The organism is Bacteroides zhangwenhongii, from assembly GCF_009193325.2.
Taxonomy (GTDB): domain Bacteria; phylum Bacteroidota; class Bacteroidia; order Bacteroidales; family Bacteroidaceae; genus Bacteroides; species Bacteroides zhangwenhongii.
On record NZ_CP059856.1, the window covers coordinates 256658 to 276134 of the forward strand.

Here is a 19477-nt window from a genome sequence, read left to right on the forward strand (position 1 = left end):
TAATTATAAGTCTGTTATTTATTTAAGGTATAAGTTACATAAATTTGGGTATAACCACCTGAATTATAATGATCCCATGGGAATTGGAAAGTAAATGTATCCCCGTTAAAAGAGCCCTTCGATTCAATAAAGTCGGAAGGTTCATTTTCAAAGATATCCTCATCAACAGTTGATGTAACCAAGTAAATACGAGGTTCTAATGTAGTACCCATTTCAATTAAATCAGATACATTGTACTCTGTATATATTGGGTTTCCACCATCCCCATCTCCATCCGGAACAGCTACTTTCTCACCATTATCAGCTTTTTGTTTCCAACGGTTCCATGCTGTAAAAGAATACTTAAAAGGAACTGAAATTATTGGTTCATCATAATTATCCAACACTGTTCCCAAAAATGAAATAGAGCGTTCTTCCAATAATAATTCCAAATTATCAAGTGTCACCTCAAACTCTTCTTTATCACGATCAAACCCAATAGCAGTCAACATACATTGATTCCATTCATTAGCAGCCCAACTTTCCTCCTCTATCGTTTCTTTTTGTAATATCTCCCATAAGAATGAGGTCAGCCCCATCGGATTATCAATCATCTTCAATATCGGTCGTTCAGCAGTAGCATTATCACTTAACGTAATCACACTCTTACCTTCAAAAGAACGGGTTTCTTCATCATAGAATGTTCCAATATCGCCTTCCGGATAACGTATTTCCACATTACATTTCAGCACTCCAATAAACTGATTCAAGTCTAAACCATATTTTTCTTTATACCCTTTAATAAGTTCAAGTTGCTCTTCAGTCAAAGTAGGTGATTCCACACTTGGCTTCACAATCAGTTTTAAATCTCTCCAGGCTTGCATACGAGGATCAGTATAACCCTTTACCTTCAAAGTCATTGACCGTTGAGCTTTTATTAATCCTTTATGATTGGAAGCTACCTTAAAGCTCGCTTTTTTTTCGCCAGCCTTAATCAGCACATTCCCATCGTTCTCCATATTCAAAACTCCATCCTCATTGCCCGACAATTCAAAATGAATTGTAGCGTCTGTTTCTACAGCAGTAGCCAAAAGCACATCTACGGTAACAGGACGATCATCATTTTCCGCTATGGCAGGGTCATCCGCCGTACTAATCTGTATATAATTACTTCCTTTGTAAGTATAATCAATATCGTTACTACAACTTGTCACTAATCCCAACAAGAAAAGGACGTGTAAACACAGATAATAATAGTTATATCTCATAATCTTCCTTTTTTATTGAATCAATTTTACCTATTCAAAGGCCATCCTTCATTCTGAGTTATATTCTCATTATATTTATATTCCGAACGAGGAATGGGAAAACACCAGCGATAATCATCCACCTTTATTTTGGTATCTTCTCTATCTCCCCACTGCGACAATCGGGACAAACCTCCCGAGTGCGAACGCTTCAAATCGAAGTAAAGCACGCCCTCACCGGCAAATTCCTTTTGTTTTTCTTTATGAATAGCCTCTATCAGATCGGTTCCCGTCAAATCATCCTCCATAGGAGTAGCTTGGCAAGCCTCCAGATATTCATTCATCTTTTCAATCGCCTTGCCTTCTTGCCCGGTCTGCCGACTATAAGCCTCAGCAGCAATAAAGTAAGCACCGGCATAGCGCATCACGTTGATATACTGTATACTTTTGGATTCCTTATTCCATTTATTATATTTCCCCATCAGATTTCGGGACTCTCCATCCATCTCGAAAGGATATACATTATAAGTTTGACGTATATCATCGTCTCCATAAGTGATAGCGGGATTCAATGCAAAGTAATCACCGTTCGTCGCATCAAACTGAATACCTGCATAAAAACTCTTCGATGTATAAAAAGCGAATATACGCTCTTTGCAGGAAGCCGTTTCCCAAAGTCTTCCGTAACCATTCTCCGTGAACATATCATCCGTCGCTTTTTCCAGCACCTTCTCCGCATAAGTTGCGGCTTGCCCATACTGTCCGGCATACAGTTCCAACTCAGCCAACAGATAATAAACCGCAGTCTGAGACAGCCAGCCGTTCTTATCCGGATTATTCTCAACCGCAGCAGCTTCCGTCAGTAATGTACGGATAGTAGTCGTACAGGTTTCGATGGAAGAACGTTTCGGAAAAGCAAGTCCCAGTTCATCCTTCAATACAATCCCGTCCGCTTGCGGATTCTTGTCATAGGCAGGAGCAAACAGTCTCAACAGATTGAAATAGCAAAGCGCCTTTAATGCTTTCGCCTCACTAATGATAGCCGCTTTATCCTTCTCCTCCGAAGCATTCTCCAGCGTTATATTATCCACGCGTTCCAATAAAGCGTTGCAGGAGGCGATCGTATTATAATACTCTCCCCACAAACTTTCGGCAAGAGTCGTTATAGAATTGTCCTGCCAAGCATAAAGGTTCTTCAGGCTCATATCTTTTCCCACAATGGAAGTCGGGCAAAAATCATCGCCCAAAATAGAAAGTTCATATTCGTAATGTGGGTACAAACTATAAACAGAGGACAAAAGAGAGCGTGCCGTTGAAATATCCACAATAGCATCCGGATCCGAATACTGATCGGAAGGGGGAATGTCCAATGAACAAGAAGACAATCCCGACAGACTCCCCACCATGACGGCACATATATAAATGAGTTTCTTTATCATAATCGTTATCCTTTAAAAAGTCAGATTCATATTGAATGTATAAATAGGCTGCATACTTCCTGCAAGTGTACCGCTTTCCGGGTCGGACTCTTTGTATGAAGTCCAGGTAAACAGATTGGAACCTTGAAAAGCAAAAGTAGCATACTTCACGAACGGTATCGTTTTCCGCAAGAAACGTTGGTCTACACGATATCGCAGAGAAACCATAGAGAGTTTCAGGTAATCACTCTTTCCCACAGTCAAGGAGTTGGGATACAAAGTAAGGTTCTCTTCCGCAGTAGCTGAAGTATAAAAAGGAGTAGGATATACTTTCCCTTCATCACCGGCTTTGAACCACATTCTTTCCGTCTGTCCTGCCACAGCGTTCCGGTTCACATTATCCTTATCACGCACATACGAATAGTTGAATTGATGAATGCCGCCGTGTACATAATAGAAATCCACATCCAAGTCGAAGGCTTTGTAAGAAAGAGACAGGCCGAAGCTTCCGGTATACGGTGGTGTGGAATGCCCCAAAGCTACCACATCATCCACTGTCAATGTTTCACTCGCCTGCTTCTCCTTATTATCTTTCACCAGGAATACCGGATAACCGGTCAAAGGATTAATGCCTAAAGACTGAGGACCATAGAGCATATCGTATGACTTGCCCACTTCATAATCCGGAATCAATGCCTCCTCAGACGCATATATCTTGTCTGCATAATACAAGTCAATTACCTTGTTACGATTGTACGCCATATTCCATCTCAAATTCAAAATCCAATCTCTTGTATCCAGGACTTTCGCTTTCAGTCCGAATTCAATTCCCCGGTTTTCCAATATACCGATATTGCGCTTCAATGTGGTATAACCGGTGGAAGAAGGAATAGGCACATCAAGCAACGCTTGTTCCGTGCGGCGATTGTACCAGCTTGTCTCCAAAGTCACCCGATTGAATAGCTCGATACTGACTCCCGCATCAATGGATTTCGTCTGTTCCGGTTTCAAGTCCTTATTATAAAGTCCCATCAACTCCAGAACACGCTGATCCTCATACGCATTATTGGAATAGGCGAAAGTAGCTACCGTAGAGGAAACGGAAACACCGTTCAGATTGGCTGTATATCCGTAAGACGCTTTCAGATTCAAGCGGGTCAGGACAGTATTGTCTGCCAGGAAAGAGTAATAGCTGGGAGTCCAGCCGATACCGACTGCCCAAGCGCTATTCCAACGCTTGTCCGAAGGCAGGATAGAAGACGCGTCCGCTTTATAAGTCGCATAGAAATCGTAAATATTATCAAAGGTATAACCTAATACAGCTCCCAATCCCAACTGCGCGTTTTTATCTTTCAGAGCGCCGACTTCCGCCTGACGGGTTCCCTGAATGGAGTGATTGATGGCAGCAGCCGAATTAATCGTTCCCACGCCATAACCGGTTATGGACACATTATCCAACTGAGTGAGGTAGTAGTCCATATTAGCTCCCAACGTAAGGTCATGCCTACCGGCAAATACATGATTATAAGTCGCACGAATGTTAGTAGAGATGTTCGTGGTCGTATTCTTTGATTTTGCGAAAATACCCCGTTTAAGTTCCGGAATACCACTTGTCATTTCCGAATAAGAAGTAGAAGGGGTAAACTGTTCCGTTTCATCCAACAGAAAGTCCAATCCCGCCACTGCGGCAATATCCAGTCCGGGCAAGGGATTCAAGGTCAGGCTACCACTGATTCCGGCAGTTTTCGCCGCACTCTCCTGGCTGAACTGATTCATCAAGTCCTTATAAGTACGTCCCGGATAAGAAATCAGTTCGCCACCGTCTTTCGTTTCATAAGGATTCAACTCATAAACCAACTGAGTCGGATCGGAAGTAGATCCGTTCGGAGTATTCGTCTTCGCATATCCACCGTTCACACTCAGCAGAGCGTAACCGATATGTCCCAATTTCTGATCCAGATTCATACGCAAACTCATACGCTGCTTGTCGTTACCCGGCAAACGTCCTCCTTGCTTGGTATAATTGGCGGATATATAATAGGTAGTCTGTTCGCTTCCGCCCCGAATGCTTACATTATGTTTCTGATACAGATTGTTGCGAATCAACTCTTTGAACCAATCTGTATTGATATTCCTCAATTCGTTCAACTTCTGTTCCCCCGACGCAATCAATTGCGACAGGTTAGGATCGCCCGCATAGTATTTATTGTAGTAATCAGCACTGTAACGATATCCCGGAGTCTCCGGATTCTGCAGCAACCGTTCCAGCTCCAGTTTCTCCGCTGAGTCCATCATAGACACGCCGCGACGACCACGCGTCGTGACTCCCATGTCCAACGTATAAGTAACCATTGTCTGCCCGCTGACACCTCGCTGAGAAGTGATTTCCAATACTCCGTTGGCAGCCTTGATTCCATACAAGGCACAGGCAGCCGCATCCTTCAGCACCTTTATTTCCTTGATGTCCATCGGGTTTAGATTGTAGAAAGTTTCCGGACTGATGACCTTACCGTCCATGATATACAACGGTTCATTCGTCGTATTCCCTTTACGTAAAGAAGAGTTTCCACGAATACGGATTTCAGGAGTCGACCCCAATTCCCCGGTATTCTGGATAATCAATCCGGGAACAGAACCTTGCAGCGCCAGCCCCATATCGATCATCGGCTTACTATTGATGCGTCGCATATCCACCTCTTGCACCACTCCGGAGCGGGCACGAATATCAATCTCATTAATATTAGCTTTGGCTGTGACAACAACCTCATCCATATTATTCACATCATCAAGCAAAGTCACATCCAGCCGTGTTTGTCCTTTATAGGTAACTATTTTCCGCTTCATACCGATAAAGGAAAACTCAATACTCACACCGGACTCCCACTGTCCCTTCAACACATACTCCCCCTTTTCATTGGAGATAGCTCCATAAGGCGTATTTTTTACCTTAATATTAACTCCCGCTAACGGAAGATCCTGCGCATCGCGCACATGACCAGAAATTCGTTTTTCTTCTCTTTGCGCTTGCAAAATGACACAAAATGAGAGAAAAGCTAAAAACAGTATCCGTCTCTTTAAATAGTAGTTCATACATTTTGTCTTTTAACTATATGGCGTAAAAAAACAAAGAAAAGCTAATAAAGACAAATAATACCTACAATAATTAAACTATTTTAAGGATTATACCTATTAATAGGTAGAGCGGAACTGCCCATCTGTTTTACTTTTAACTACTTCCCCTCTTTTGCTTTGAATGCCAACGCATACATCCGTATTTGTTTTACCATCGACAGCAAACCGTTGCTACGGGTAGGTGACAAATGTTCCTTCAACCCGATTTTATCTATAAAATAAAGATCGGCATTCAAGATTTCATCAGGAGTATGATCCGACAATACCTTGATCAGCAAAGCTATAATTCCTTTTACAATCAAAGCGTCACTTTCCGCCTTAAATACAATCTTACCGTCTACATCGTCCGCCTGAAGCCATACCCGGCTCTGACAACCTTCAATCAGATTCTGTTCTGTTTTATATTTTTCATCCAGCGGTTCCTGCTCATTTCCCAAGTCAATAAGTAGCTGGTAGCGGTCCATCCAATCATCGAAGTCACTGAACTCTGCAATTACTTCGTCTTGTAATTCATTAATTGACATACTATTTATTTTATTTCTCGTTATAGATTACCTCCAATACAGTCTGACCGACTGCTTTCAATGTATTCTTATCAATGTGATCCATATTATCCGTGAGGGTATGCCAGGTAGGGGTAAATCCACCTTCCGGATCAGAAGCAATGATATCAATCGTCTTGATACGCGCCAACCGGTTAATGAACAAATGATCGTCCGTCACCCCTCCTCCATCTTCATTGATAAACAGATTGCCGTATCCCAGCTTCCGGGCAGCCTTCCAGACCTTCTTATTAACGTCCGGCGCAAACTTCTCGGAATAAGATTCTTTCAGAAAGACCGTATTCTTACCTCCTACCATATCAAGCAGAATTCCGAAACGGGCATTGTATCCTTGAACATGAGGATTGCGCGCCCAATACTGTGCTCCCAGACACCACGACTCTTCGTTATCCTGATCGTGCGCTCCATAATCTTCCGCATCAAGAAAGATGATGTCGATTCCAAGCTCCGGTTGCTGTTGATGAACCAGACGGGAAATCTCCAGCAAAGCCCCCACCCCGCTTGCTCCGTCATTAGCACCGAGAATAGGTGTTTTATGATTCTTTTTGTCAGGATCATTGTCGGCCCATGGGCGTGTGTCCCAATGTGCGAACAAAGCGATTCTTTTCTTACTTTCCGGTTTATAGGAGCCAATGATGTTTCTAGCCTTCAGCAAAGTACCGTCATAAGCTATCAAGTCGGCATACTGATCGGTCACCTGTGCGCCAAACTCTTTCAATTGATGCGCCAGATAGTTTCCACAAGCTATATGTCCCTTTGTGTTGGGGACACGAGGTCCGAAGTCCACTTGATTCTTTACGTACAAATAAGCACTGTCCGCATCAAACTGAGGTACATTCACCACTATCTTTTCGCTTTGTTCATTAGTTATATTCGCCTTGTTGCCTCCTCCGCACGAAAATGCAGACAGTAGCAGAAAAGCAGTCGTCAATAACATCATAGGTTTCTTTTTCATTATCCTCTTATCTATTAAGGTCTCAAAATTAGTTATTTTCATCAGAGTATCACCCGGATGGAATAGATTATTAACATATAAACTTTAATTCCACATTTTTCTTTCCAACGGTGAACCCCACTCTGGCTCCATTGATAAGTGGCAGATTGTGCGCGACATGTCCCACCGGAAAATTAAAACAAACGGGATAATCATACTCTTTCACCAAATCCGCCAAAGCCGCATACAGTTCCTTGCCCAGCGAACGGTCTTCTTCATATTCGGTAAACTGTCCGACGATGAGCCCGGACAATTTTTCGAGCACACCACCCAATTTCAAGTTATACATCATACGCTCAATGGCATGAGGACGTTCGCTCACATCTTCTATAAAAAGCACTGTTCCCGCTGCCGGAATATCGTATGGAGTACCGCGCAAGCCATAAGCTACCGCCATATTTCCGCCCCGCAAAATTCCTTCCGCACTGCCCTGCCTGTTCAACTTATGCTTCTCACAAGTATAAACAGGAAGATTGCCCGACAATATATCCTTCAAATAAAGCGAACACGGATCATCCTCCGGCTCCACCGTAAGATGGCGCGCCATCAATGAATGTAACGAAGCATAACCGTTTTTCTGGAACAGGTTATGCAGAGCGGTAATATCACTGAAACCAAGCAGCCATTTCGGATGTTCGCGGAAAGCGGTAAAATCAAGTTTGTCAATCAGATGAACCGCTCCATACCCGCCCCGACTGCAAAGGATGGCTTTTACTTTCGGATCGTCCATTGCATCCTGCAAATCATCCAAGCGTTGTTTGACTGTTCCGGCAAACCGACCGGAAGAGCCACCGGCATGCTTTCCCATAGCGACCTTCAAGCCCCATGACTCCAGCCGTTTCTTCGCACCTTTCAAGAACAACTTGTCTATCTTACTGGAAGGTGATACGATGACCACTTTATCGCCTTTCTGCAAAAAGGGAGGAAATTGAATATCCATACTTAATAATCTATTTATGATTCGGTAGATTTACTCATGCAAAAATACACGAAAAAACGATTCTAAGCGCATCTACCCGACAAAACAAACAAAATATAGCAAAATGTTACATCACAAGCGCAACTTTTCGGTTTGGAATCGTTATTTTTTCAATGATTTTTCAGATATTTGCTAAAAATCTAACGTTATGGAACCTATTCGAAATTTCGCTCAACTGACAGCCCATCTTAAAGTACTGAACCGCAGAAAACGTATCGCCGTAGTCTGTGCCAACGACCCCAACACGGAATACGCCATTTCCCGCGCTTTGGAAGAGGGCATTGCGGAGTTTCTCATGATCGGAGATTCAGCCATTCTGGAGAAATATCCCACACTCAAGCAATATCCCGAATATGTGAAAACCCTTCATATAGAGGACCCCGACGAAGCGGCGCGTGAAGCGGTGCGTATCGTCCGCGAAGGGGGAGCCGATATCCTGATGAAAGGGATTATCAATACGGACAATCTGTTGCACGCCATCCTCGACAAGGAAAAAGGCTTGCTCCCTAAAGGAAAAATCCTGACTCATCTTGCCGTCATGGAGATACCGACGTACGATAAGTTGCTTTTCTTCTCGGATGCAGCCGTCATTCCGCGTCCTACATTGCAGCAACGCATTGAAATGATCTGGTATGCCATCTGCACCTGCCGCCATTTCGGAATCGAACAACCGCGCATCTCATTAATACACTGCACCGAAAAGGTCAGTGCCAAATTCCCTCATTCATTGGATTATGTGAATATCGTAGAGCTTGCCGAAGCCGGCGAGTTCGGCAATGTAATTATTGACGGACCGTTGGACGTGCGTACTTCCTGCGAACAGGCAAGCGGGGATATCAAAGGAATCGTCTCCCCCATCAACGGACAGGCAGATGTACTGATTTTCCCGAATATCGAATCGGGGAATGCTTTTTACAAGTCCGTTTCCCTCTTCGCCAAAGCAGAAATGGCGGGATTGTTGCAAGGGCCTATCTGCCCGGTGGTTCTTCCTTCGCGCAGTGACTCCGGATTGTCCAAATATTACAGTATCGCTATGGCATGCCTGCAAGTGTCGGGAGACTGTGAATGCAGGAAGCAGGGCACTCAAGTTGCAAGTTCATCCATCTAAATCACACTTAAGCCTCACGATCCATGAAGATTCTAGTTATCAACCCCGGCTCCACGTCCACCAAAATAGCTGTTTATGAGAATGAAATGCCATTGCTAATCCGCAACATAAAACATACGACAGAAGAGTTAGCCGCATTCCCACGTATTATCGATCAGTTTGAATTCCGCAAGAACCTGGTACTGAAAGCGCTGGAGTCCGAAAAGATACCTTTCGACTTTGATGCGATCATCGGACGGGGAGGGCTGTTGAAACCAATTCCCGGTGGAGTGTATGAGGTAAACGATGTCATGTTGGACGATATCATCCATGCCATGCGCAATCACGCTTGTAACTTAGGTTGTCTCATAGCTTCCGAACTCAGCCTCTTGCTTCCCGGTTGCCGGGCTTTCATCGCGGATCCGGGAGTTGTTGACGAGCTGGAAGACGTTGCCCGTATCACAGGCTCTCCACTCATGCCGAAAATCACTATCTGGCACGCATTGAACCAACGGGCTATCGCCCGACGCTTCGCCAAGGAACAGCGCACAAAGTATGAAGATTTAGATCTGATTGTCTGCCATTTAGGTGGAGGGATTTCCGTAGCCGTCCATCGGCACGGAAGAGCGATAGACGCCAACAATGCATTGGACGGCTCCGGTCCTTTCTCCCCCGAACGTGCCGGCACACTGCCTGCCGGGCAGTTGATTGACTTGTGCCACAGCGGCCGGTTCACGAACGACGAACTTAAAAAACGTATTTCCGGACGTGCCGGACTGGCTGCCCATCTGGGAACAACCGACATCCCCACCGTCATACGTTCCATTGAAGCAGGCGACCATCATACCAAACTGATATTGGATGCCATGATTTACAATATCGCCAAAGAGATAGGGGCTGCCGCTACCGTGCTCTACGGAAAGGCGGATGCCATTCTACTGACAGGCGGTATCGCGCATTCCGATTATGTAATCAGCCGATTGAAAGAACGCATATCATTCATTGCTCCCGTATATGTGTATCCCGGAGAAGATGAATTGGAAGCATTAGCCCTCAACGCGCTCGGTGCATTACGGGGAGAATTGCCGATACAAGTATATAAGTAAGGTTGCTCCACGCAGAGAATAAGGAATTGACGCACACAAAACAGTACCTTTTTATGCACGCGGGTAGTCGTCACCTTACAAGGTGACCAATGTCCCCTTATAAGAAGACAAATGGCACTTTATAGAATGACAAATATCACTTTGCAAAGTGACCACCCAAACAGGCAAAAACAAAATTTCTTAAGATACGAAATTAATATAAGAAAAACAAGAAAAGCGACATTAAAAACCAAGTAAAATCACTCCCTTGTAACAGCCGATAAACATCCCAAGCAACAACAAACGGAAAAGCATATTATCCTCGCAGTCTAAACTTTTTTGCGTAAAAAGTCCTTTCTAAGAAAAAAATCTCATATATTTGCAACGTGTTAAGTTAATAAATTGATTAAGGTCGATTTTTGACTGTTTCGAATCGGGAAGTATGGGGGTACTTTCCGATTCTCTTTTTTAGCCCGATTCTCTCTCCTTATTCCCTATTCATCGTATAAAAAAAATAGCCCGAAAACTAAGTTTTCGGACTATCCTTACTATTATAAAGCTATTCGCTCTTTACTTCTTTTCCGGTCTTGGCAACAAAACTTTTCTAGAAAGTTTGAATTTACCGGTTTTCGGATCGATATCGATCAACTTCACGTCAATCTCATCACCTTCCTTAATTCCGGCTTCTTCTACAGTCTCAAGACGTTTCCAATCAATTTCGGAGATGTGCAGCAAACCGTCTTTGCCCGGCAAGAATTCGATAAACGCACCATAAGGCATGATAGAACGAACTTTACCTTTATACACTTCGCCTACTTCGGGAACAGCAACGATCGCTTTGATCATGCGCATTGCATCATCAATACATTTCTTATTTGTTCCTGAAACCTCGATACGTCCCATACCATCAATTTCCTCGATAGTAATCACAGCACCTGTCTCTTCCTGCATACCTTGAATAATCTTACCGCCAGGGCCGATCACTGCACCGATAAATTCTTTAGGAATCGTCATTGTCTCGATACGCGGAGCGTGTTCTTTCAGTTCAGCACGCGGCTCGGCAATTGTTTCGGTGATCTTGTTCAGGATGTGCATACGGCCTTCTTTTGCCTGATTCAAAGCACGTTCCAGAATTTCGTATGACAGACCGTCTACCTTGATATCCATCTGAGTAGCAGTGATACCATCCTTTGTTCCGGTCACTTTGAAGTCCATATCCCCGAGATGATCCTCGTCACCGAGTATATCGGACAATACGGCATATTTTTCTTCACCCGGATTCTTAATCAGTCCCATAGCGATACCTGATACCGGTTTCTTGATCTTCACACCTGCATCCATCAATGCCAATGTACCGGCACATACGGTTGCCATAGAAGAAGAGCCGTTAGATTCGAGGATATCGGAAACTACACGTACTACGTACGGATAGTCAGCAGGAATCTGTCCTTTCAAAGCGCGCCAAGCCAGGTGACCGTGACCAATCTCGCGACGGCCTACACCACGCTGTGCTTTTGCTTCACCTGTAGAGAAAGGAGGGAAGTTATAATGCAACAGGAAACGTTCTTTTCCGTGTTCCAGAACATCGTCGATAATCTTTTCGTCCATCTTAGTACCCAGCGTAACAGAAGTCAATGACTGGGTCTCGCCACGAGTAAAGATAGCGGATCCGTGAGGACCGGGCAACGGACCAACCTCACACCAGATCGGGCGGATTTCAGTAGTCTTACGGCCATCCAAACGCTTGCCTTCGTCAAGGATGGAACGGCGCATTGCTTCTTTTTCCACATCATGATAGTAACGGTCGATCAGAGGTCCTTTTTCTTCCAACTCTTCTTCAGAGAACTGAGCCTTGAACTCTTCACGGATAGCTTCGAAAGCGTCAAAACGCTCGTGCTTATTGTTATTTCCTGAAGCTGCTACGGCGTAAGCCTTGTCATAACAAGCCTCACGAACTGCCTTACGCAATTCTTCGTCGTTCACTTCGTGGCAATATTCACGTTTTACCGTCTTACCTACCGCTTCTGTCAACTCCATCTGAGCCTTGCAATGAATCTTGATGGCTTCGTGAGCCACTTTCATGGCTTCCAGCAATTCAGCCTCAGACACTTCCTGCATTTCGCCTTCCACCATCATGATGTTCTCATAAGTAGCGGCAACCATAAGGTCCATATCTGCTTTTTCGAGTTGTTCAAAAGTCGGGTTGATAACGAACTGACCGTCGATACGTGCTACACGTACTTCAGAGATAGGTCCGTTGAACGGAATATCGGAAACGGCAAGTGCTGCAGAAGCTGCAAGTCCTGCCAACGCATCCGGCATATCTACACCATCAGCCGAGAAGAGGATGATGTTCACATATACCTCTGCATGATAATTATCAGGGAATAAAGGACGGAGAGCACGGTCAACGAGACGGCATGTCAAAATCTCATAGTCAGAAGCTCTACCTTCTCGCTTGGTGAAACCACCCGGGAAACGGCCGAATGCCGCAAATTTTTCTTTGTACTCTACCTGTAAAGGCATGAAATCTGTTCCGGGAACTGCATCTTTAGCGGCACAAACAGTAGCTAATAACATGGTGTTGCCCATGCGTAGCATTACAGAACCGTCTGCCTGTTTTGCCAACTTTCCCGTTTCGAGTGTAATGGTTCTTCCATCCGCCAACTCGATCGTCTTAACAATTGGGTTAATCATAAAAATTGTTTTATCTATACTTTTTCTTTCAAAATTCCTGCAAAGATATACATTTATCGTGGTAATCAGGTGGAAATGAGGTAAAAAGTTAGTTGCAAACCGTTTTTTTTTCAAAATTAGGAGAAGAACACAACAAAATGCTTTGACTAATCTCGAAAAGAAGTATATTTGCAACTCGTAAATAACACACGCTATATGAAAAAGATAACTTTTACAGCACTTGCCGCACTTACTATTACAGCTTGTAGTACCGGTCCTAAATTCCAGGTGAACGGGGATGTATCAGGAGCCGACGGCAAAATGCTTTATCTGGAAGCTTCCGGTCTGGAAGGTATTGTTCCGCTCGATTCAGTGAAACTGAAAGGTGAAGGTACATTCAGCTTTAAACAAGCTCGTCCCGAGTCTCCCGAATTTTACCGTCTGCGGATAGACGACAAAGTAATCAACTTTTCTGTAGACTCTATCGAAACGGTTCAGATCAAAGCTCCGTATGTGGACTTCTCCACCGATTATACCGTAGAAGGTTCGGAAAACAGCAACAAGATAAAAGAACTGACGCTGAAACAAATCCGTCTCCAGAAAAATGTGGATGACCTGTTGGCTGCACTGCGCGGCAACAAGATAGGACACGATGTCTTTGAGGACAGTCTGGCAACATTGCTCGGTAAATATAAAGAGGACGTGAAAGTGAACTATATCTTCGCAGCTCCCAACACGGCAGCCGCCTATTTCGCACTGTTCCAGAAGCTGAACAATTATCTGATATTCGATCCGTTGAATAATAAAGATGACGTGAAATGTTTTGCAGCCGTAGCGACGAGCCTCAACAACACATTCCCCAATGCCGTACGCTCCAAGAATCTTTATAACATTGTTATCAAAGGTATGAAGAATACACGCCAGCCGCAAGCGAAAGCTTTGGAGATTCCGCAAGACAAAATTGTAGAAACAGGAATTATAGATATCGCATTGCGTGACGTAAAAGGAAATGTACGTAAGCTGACCGATTTGAAAGGTAAAGTCGTATTACTTGACTTCTCCGTGTTCCAATCGCCAGCAGGTGCTCCCCACAACCTGATGCTTCGCGAACTATATAATACATACGCTTCGCAAGGTCTGGAAATTTACCAGGTATCTCTCGACGCGGACGAGCACTATTGGAAAACATCGGCCGCCAACCTTCCGTGGGTATGCGTACGCGATGGCAACGGAGTATATTCTACGAATGTAGCTGTATATAATGTACGCCAAGTACCGTCCATCTTCCTGATTAATCGCAACAACGAACTGAAACTTCGCGGCGAAGATATCAAAGATTTGGAAGCTGCCGTCAAGTCATTGCTCTAAAGTTGTTATAAATTAGCATATTTCATTTAAATATGTTACATAGCAGCTTTTTTAACTTGACACGTATCACTTAAAAGGCTATCTTTGCAAAGAAATAATGAAAAAGAGGGTTCCAACATGACTCATGTTGGAATTCTTTTTTGTTTATATGACCATAAAAAACAATTAAAGGAGGAAAACATCATGGCTTATATGTCAGAAGAAGGTTACAAAAAACTAATGGCGGAACTTAAAGAGCTGGAAACAGTGGAACGCCCGAAGATCTCTGCGGCAATAGCCGAAGCCAGAGATAAAGGAGACTTATCGGAAAATGCAGAATACGATGCCGCCAAAGAAGCGCAAGGTATGTTGGAAATGCGCATCAACAAACTGAAAACGGTGATCGCAGATGCAAAAATCATTGATGAGTCCAAACTCAAAACAGATTCCGTACAGATTTTAAATAAGGTGGAACTGAAGAACGTGAAGAACGGTATGAAAATGACTTATACCATTGTTTCTGAAAGCGAAGCTAACTTGAAGGAAGGCAAGATTTCCGTTAACACTCCGATTGCACAAGGACTGCTTGGCAAGAAGGTAGGTGAAGTTGCAGAAATTACAGTTCCGCAGGGCAAAATTGCATTGGAAGTAGTAAACATATCATTTTAACAAAAAGGCAAGTCTCCGTGTGAGGCTTGCCTTATTTTATCAATAAAAAGTTATGGCAACAATATTCAGCAGAATCATCGCAGGCGAAATCCCCTGCTACAAGGTGGCGGAAAACGAAAAGTTTTTTGCTTTCCTCGATATCAATCCGTTGGTAAAGGGACATACATTGGTAGTGCCCAAACAGGAAGTAGACTATATTTTCGATTTGAGCGATGAAGACCTGGCCGCAATGCATGTATTTGCAAAAAAGGTAGCCCGTGCCATCGAAAAAGCTTTCCCATGCCAAAAAGTGGGCGAAGCAGTTATCGGACTCGAAGTTCCTCACGCTCATATTCATTTAATTCCTATCCAAAAGGAATCGGATATGTTGTTCTCAAATCCGAAATTGAAATTGTCGGATGAAGAATTCAAGTCGATAGCACAAGCAATCAACTCCTCTCTATAAAACATGATGATGACATAAGCAAGAGGGCAGCCTGCGATGGGTTGCCCTCTTTTCTTTTCATACGGCAGAAGTAAATCGTTTCAAGCCGGTTTTGTACTGCTTTCCTTGCTTTCCGCCACTTCCACCAGGTAAACCCCGATGCAAATAAAGAGGATGGCAAACATTTGTGTCCAACTGAAGCGGTCTTGCCCCAATATCAAAGAAGCAACGGTCGCGACAATCAGAATCAAGTAACCATAAATGGCAACAACCGTCGTTTTCAGGTATTTCAATCCGACAGGAAGTAACATATAACTCAAAGTGGTCGGGAAAATCAGTACGAACATCAGCACAAGGAAAGGTGTCCAATGGAAAGGCATGGACAATACCGGAGCTTCAAATCCTGTAATCAGCGTCACTATGACAGCAGAAACGGCAGCGCCCGAAAATGTGTATTTAAGCATTGTCATCGCACCGATAGCGGTAAGTATGCGCTGACTCAAAATGAGATAGACAGCATAAACGACAGAACTGAGAAGGCAAAGCATATTACCTAAAAAGGCGTCGGAGGCGAGGTCGTCACTCTGTTGGGTCAGGATGCAGACCAATGCGCCGGTCAATCCGATGGAGATACCAATTATCTTTTTTCTTGTCGCCTTTTCCTTATAAAAGAATACCATGATCAGAAATACCCAGATAGGTTGAAGGCTGGTAAAAATAGAGCTGGAGACAGGCGTTGTCTTACTCAAACCGGTCAGGTAGAGAAACATAAAGCCGTAGAGTCCCAAAGCGCCTAATAAGAAAAGAAGCCATTTGTCTTTGGCAGTTGTCTTCTCCGGGGGCATGAAGCAGCTGATCACCCAAAAAGCGACGGCAGCAAAAGTACATCGGAAAGTAGCCCCTGTCAGCGGACTCATCCACAAAGGCAGGAGGAACTTCAAGGCATTCACATTCAAACCACTAAACACTTTCGAGACAGCCATACTCAAGTTGGCCTCCAGTTTCTTATTCTTCATTTGTTATTTCAGTTGATCATTAAACAAAAAAGTATTACGGCGCAGATAAGCCCAACAGAAAGTGACAACGGTAATCACCAGATTGAATATAAAAGGAAATTCCTGAGACTTGGTATGAAATATCCATTGGAAGAAATCAACGATGAAAGGATAAAGTAAGATGGCAAGATAGTTCATCATCATTACAAATGCCAGTGCCAATGTGGCCTTTTCCGGCAATGCGGTATGCGTAGTCTTATCATAAAGCATGGGTTGGATGACACCATAGCCCAACCCCACAAACAGACATCCGGGAATAATCAGCCATTCAAGCGGAGCTATCCAGATGAGCAACAATCCCAATGCCATGAACAGCAAGCTGTATGCTTTGGTACGTTCTTTCAATGTAGCCGCAATCTTATCCAGACAGAATCCCGGAGCCATAATCGCCAGAAAGAAAAGAGAAATCATCAAGCCCGAATTTCCACTTGAGAAATGATGCTTCTCCATCAGGAAAGGCAGATTGAATATCACCGCCAATACGATATAAGTCGTCACTCCGTAGAAGAACATCAATTCTATCAAATGCTTCACATGAATACCATATTTACTTCCGCCGGTATCTATCGCCGCCCGTTCTTCTTTCGAACTTGCACTATCCGCAGCGGCAACTTCCGGCCGGTCTTTCTTCAGACGACCGATCAACAGAATAGAAATCAGCGGAAGCAAATAGACCAGAAAGGGTAAATGCCAACTGACTTCCGCCAGATAACCGGTGACGGCAGTCGCTATCACCAACGTAAAATTAGTGATTGCTGAACTAAGGCCGAATTGTTTTACCCGGTAAGTTCCGGTAAAATACCTCGACACCAGACCGGTAGATAACGGAATAATCAGCCCAGCCCCGATACCCAGTAAGGCACTTACTACAATCAATTGCCACATCTTATTGGAAACCAGATACAACATACCGCTTACCGCAAAGAGCCAAAGCCCGATTTTCAGGATACGGACAAAGTCGACTTTCTCCGTCAACTTACCACCCAGCAGAATGAAAGGAATAATGAGCAAGGAAGGAAGCGAAGTCAACATCTGGATATCCAAATCCGTAGCTTCCGGAAATATCTTCGTAAGATCGCCCAATATAGGCGAAACGGCCAGCCCCGGCAGAGAAGTCAGTGCCGAAACAGACCAGATGGCTATTAAAGTGATAAGAGGAATCGTTCCTCTTCCCGTCTGTATTTTCATACGCAAATTCGTTAAAAGTTTAGGTTTGATGAGAACAATACTCATCGCATAAAGTTCAAAACGAATCCCCCCTTAATAAACGCCAAATAATGTAAAAGCCGAAAACTTTCAAAACTGCCTGCTGTTGTTGTGGGAAATTCGACGGGGAAAATCCCCATCGCCCTAAACCTTTTAAAAAACAAATTAAGTATGGAAGATTTAAATTTCAGAAAAGGCGATGCTAAAACAGAAGCATTTGGTTCAGACAGAATGTTGCAACCCTCTCCGGTAGAGAAGATACCTGATGGACCTACTACTCCTGAAGTCGCCTATCAGATGGTAAAAGACGAAACATTCGCTCAGACTCAACCGCGCCTGAACCTGGCTACTTTCGTGACTACCTACATGGATGAATATGCTACCAAGCTGATGAACGAAGCCATCAACATTAACTACATTGACGAAACTGAGTATCCGCGTATCGCAGTGATGAACGGTAAATGTATCAACATCGTTGCCAACCTATGGAATTCTCCGGAAAAAGATACTTGGAAAACCGGTGCTCTGGCTATCGGTTCCTCAGAAGCTTGTATGCTGGGTGGTGTAGCTGCCTGGTTGCGCTGGCGTAAGAAAAGACAGGCTCAAGGTAAACCGTTTGATAAACCGAACTTTGTTATTTCTACAGGTTTCCAGGTTGTATGGGAGAAATTTGCACAGTTGTGGCAGATTGAAATGCGTGAAGTGCCTTTGACACTTGACAAAACCACACTCGACCCCGAAGAAGCCTTGAAGATGTGTGATGAGAATACAATTTGTATCGTACCTATCCAGGGTGTTACATGGACAGGACTGAACGATGACGTAGAAGCATTGGACAAAGCACTCGATGCTTACAACGCCAAGACCGGTTATGACATTCCTATCCACGTAGACGCAGCCAGCGGTGGTTTTATCCTTCCGTTCCTTTACCCGGAAACAAAATGGGACTTCCGCCTGAAATGGGTGCTTTCCATCAGTGTATCCGGTCATAAGTTCGGTCTGGTATATCCGGGACTCGGTTGGGTGGTTTGGAAAGGCAAAGAATATCTGCCAGAAGAGATGTCGTTCAGTGTAAATTATCTGGGTGCTAACATCACTCAAGTAGGTTTGAACTTCTCTCGCCCGGCTGCTCAGATTCTGGGACAGTACTACCAGTTCATCCGTTTAGGATTCCAAGGTTACAAAGAAGTACAGTACAACTCTTTGCAGATCGCTAAATACATCCATGACGAAATAGCCAAGATGGCTCCGTTCGTCAACTACTCTAACGAAGTGGTAAACCCGTTGTTCATCTGGTATCTGAAACCGGAATATGCAAAGAACGCTAAATGGACTTTGTATGATTTGCAGGATAAACTGTCTCAACACGGTTGGATGGTTCCGGCTTATACATTGCCTTCCAAACTGGAAGATTATGTAGTGATGCGTGTCGTTGTCCGTCAGGGATTCAGCCGCGATATGGCAGATATGTTGCTGGGCGACATCAAGAACGCCATTGCAGAACTGGAAAAATTGGATTATCCTACTCCTACCCGCATAGCACAGGAGAAGAATCTTCCGGTAGAAGCTAAAATATTCAACCACGGCGGCCGTCGTAAAACAGCTAAAAAATAAAA

General features: G+C 44.0%; 15 protein-coding genes. 6 read left to right on the plus strand and 9 right to left on the minus strand.

The genetic code is table 11. The features are described from left to right. Nucleotides 1-14: 14 nt before the first annotated feature. The 6 genes from GD630_RS01150 to GD630_RS01175 form a co-directional block, all read right to left on the minus strand. Nucleotides 15-1247: a DUF4929 family protein gene (locus GD630_RS01150; RefSeq protein WP_143865320.1), complete on the minus strand. Its 1233-nt coding sequence runs from the start codon at nt 1245-1247 to the stop codon at nt 15-17. A 26-nt stretch (nt 1248-1273) separates the two neighbouring features. Further along, entirely contained in the window at nt 1274-2665 is a 1392-nt protein-coding gene (locus GD630_RS01155) for a RagB/SusD family nutrient uptake outer membrane protein (protein ID WP_143865322.1), read from the minus strand. Nucleotides 2666-2677: 12 nt separating this feature from the next. Continuing rightward, nucleotides 2678-5734: a SusC/RagA family TonB-linked outer membrane protein gene (locus tag GD630_RS01160; RefSeq protein ID WP_143865324.1), complete on the minus strand. Its 3057-nt coding sequence runs from the start codon at nt 5732-5734 to the stop codon at nt 2678-2680. A gap of 140 nt (nt 5735-5874) precedes the next feature. Beyond that, a complete protein-coding gene (locus tag GD630_RS01165) occupies nt 5875-6300 on the minus strand; it encodes a SufE family protein (protein WP_007756730.1) in 426 nt (141 codons plus the stop codon). 10 nt (nt 6301-6310) lie between these two features. Next, entirely contained in the window at nt 6311-7294 is a 984-nt protein-coding gene (locus GD630_RS01170; protein ID WP_143865326.1) for a M20 family metallopeptidase, read from the minus strand. A 70-nt stretch (nt 7295-7364) separates the two neighbouring features. After that, nucleotides 7365-8273, minus strand: a complete 909-nt coding sequence (locus tag GD630_RS01175; protein WP_143865327.1) for a S66 peptidase family protein — start codon at nt 8271-8273, stop codon at nt 7365-7367. Between the two features lie 187 nt (nt 8274-8460). Between GD630_RS01175 and GD630_RS01180 the strand changes: the two genes are divergently transcribed. Both GD630_RS01180 and buk read left to right on the plus strand, forming a co-directional pair. After that, complete coding sequence (locus GD630_RS01180; RefSeq protein WP_007756724.1) at nt 8461-9420, plus strand: phosphate acyltransferase; 960 nt, start codon at nt 8461-8463, stop codon at nt 9418-9420. A 23-nt stretch (nt 9421-9443) separates the two neighbouring features. Continuing rightward, entirely contained in the window at nt 9444-10505 is a 1062-nt protein-coding gene (buk, locus tag GD630_RS01185) for a butyrate kinase (RefSeq protein WP_143865328.1), read from the plus strand. Between the two features lie 549 nt (nt 10506-11054). Here buk and pnp read toward each other — a convergent pair. Next, nucleotides 11055-13181 (minus strand): polyribonucleotide nucleotidyltransferase, encoded by a 2127-nt coding sequence (gene pnp, locus GD630_RS01190; protein WP_007767627.1) that lies wholly within the window; start codon nt 13179-13181, stop codon nt 11055-11057. 195 nt (nt 13182-13376) lie between these two features. On the opposite strand from pnp, the gene GD630_RS01195 reads away from it, so the two are divergent. The 3 genes from GD630_RS01195 to GD630_RS01205 all read left to right on the plus strand — a co-directional run bounded on the left by GD630_RS01195 (nt 13377) and on the right by GD630_RS01205 (nt 15621). Beyond that, nucleotides 13377-14528 (plus strand): DUF4369 domain-containing protein, encoded by a 1152-nt coding sequence (locus tag GD630_RS01195; RefSeq protein WP_143865330.1) that lies wholly within the window; start codon nt 13377-13379, stop codon nt 14526-14528. 183 nt (nt 14529-14711) lie between these two features. Beyond that, nucleotides 14712-15176 (plus strand): transcription elongation factor GreA, encoded by a 465-nt coding sequence (greA, locus tag GD630_RS01200; protein WP_007756719.1) that lies wholly within the window; start codon nt 14712-14714, stop codon nt 15174-15176. Nucleotides 15177-15228: 52 nt separating this feature from the next. Then, a complete protein-coding gene (locus tag GD630_RS01205; RefSeq protein ID WP_007756718.1) occupies nt 15229-15621 on the plus strand; it encodes an HIT family protein in 393 nt (130 codons plus the stop codon). A gap of 80 nt (nt 15622-15701) precedes the next feature. Here GD630_RS01205 and GD630_RS01210 read toward each other — a convergent pair whose 3' ends face one another. Together GD630_RS01210 and GD630_RS01215 are read right to left on the minus strand one after the other, a co-directional pair. After that, nucleotides 15702-16616 carry a DMT family transporter gene (locus GD630_RS01210; RefSeq protein WP_007767632.1) on the minus strand — a complete coding sequence of 305 codons (915 nt, stop codon included), beginning with the start codon at nt 16614-16616 and terminating at the stop codon, nt 15702-15704. 3 nt (nt 16617-16619) lie between these two features. Then, nucleotides 16620-17843, minus strand: a complete 1224-nt coding sequence (locus tag GD630_RS01215) for an MFS transporter (RefSeq protein WP_143865332.1) — start codon at nt 17841-17843, stop codon at nt 16620-16622. A gap of 189 nt (nt 17844-18032) precedes the next feature. Here GD630_RS01215 and GD630_RS01220 point away from each other — a divergent pair, with 189 nt between their 5' ends. After that, the gene (locus tag GD630_RS01220) at nt 18033-19475 is read left to right on the plus strand and encodes a glutamate decarboxylase (RefSeq protein ID WP_143865334.1); all 1443 of its coding nucleotides are present in this window, start codon (nt 18033-18035) and stop codon (nt 19473-19475) included. Nucleotides 19476-19477 lie beyond the last annotated feature (2 nt).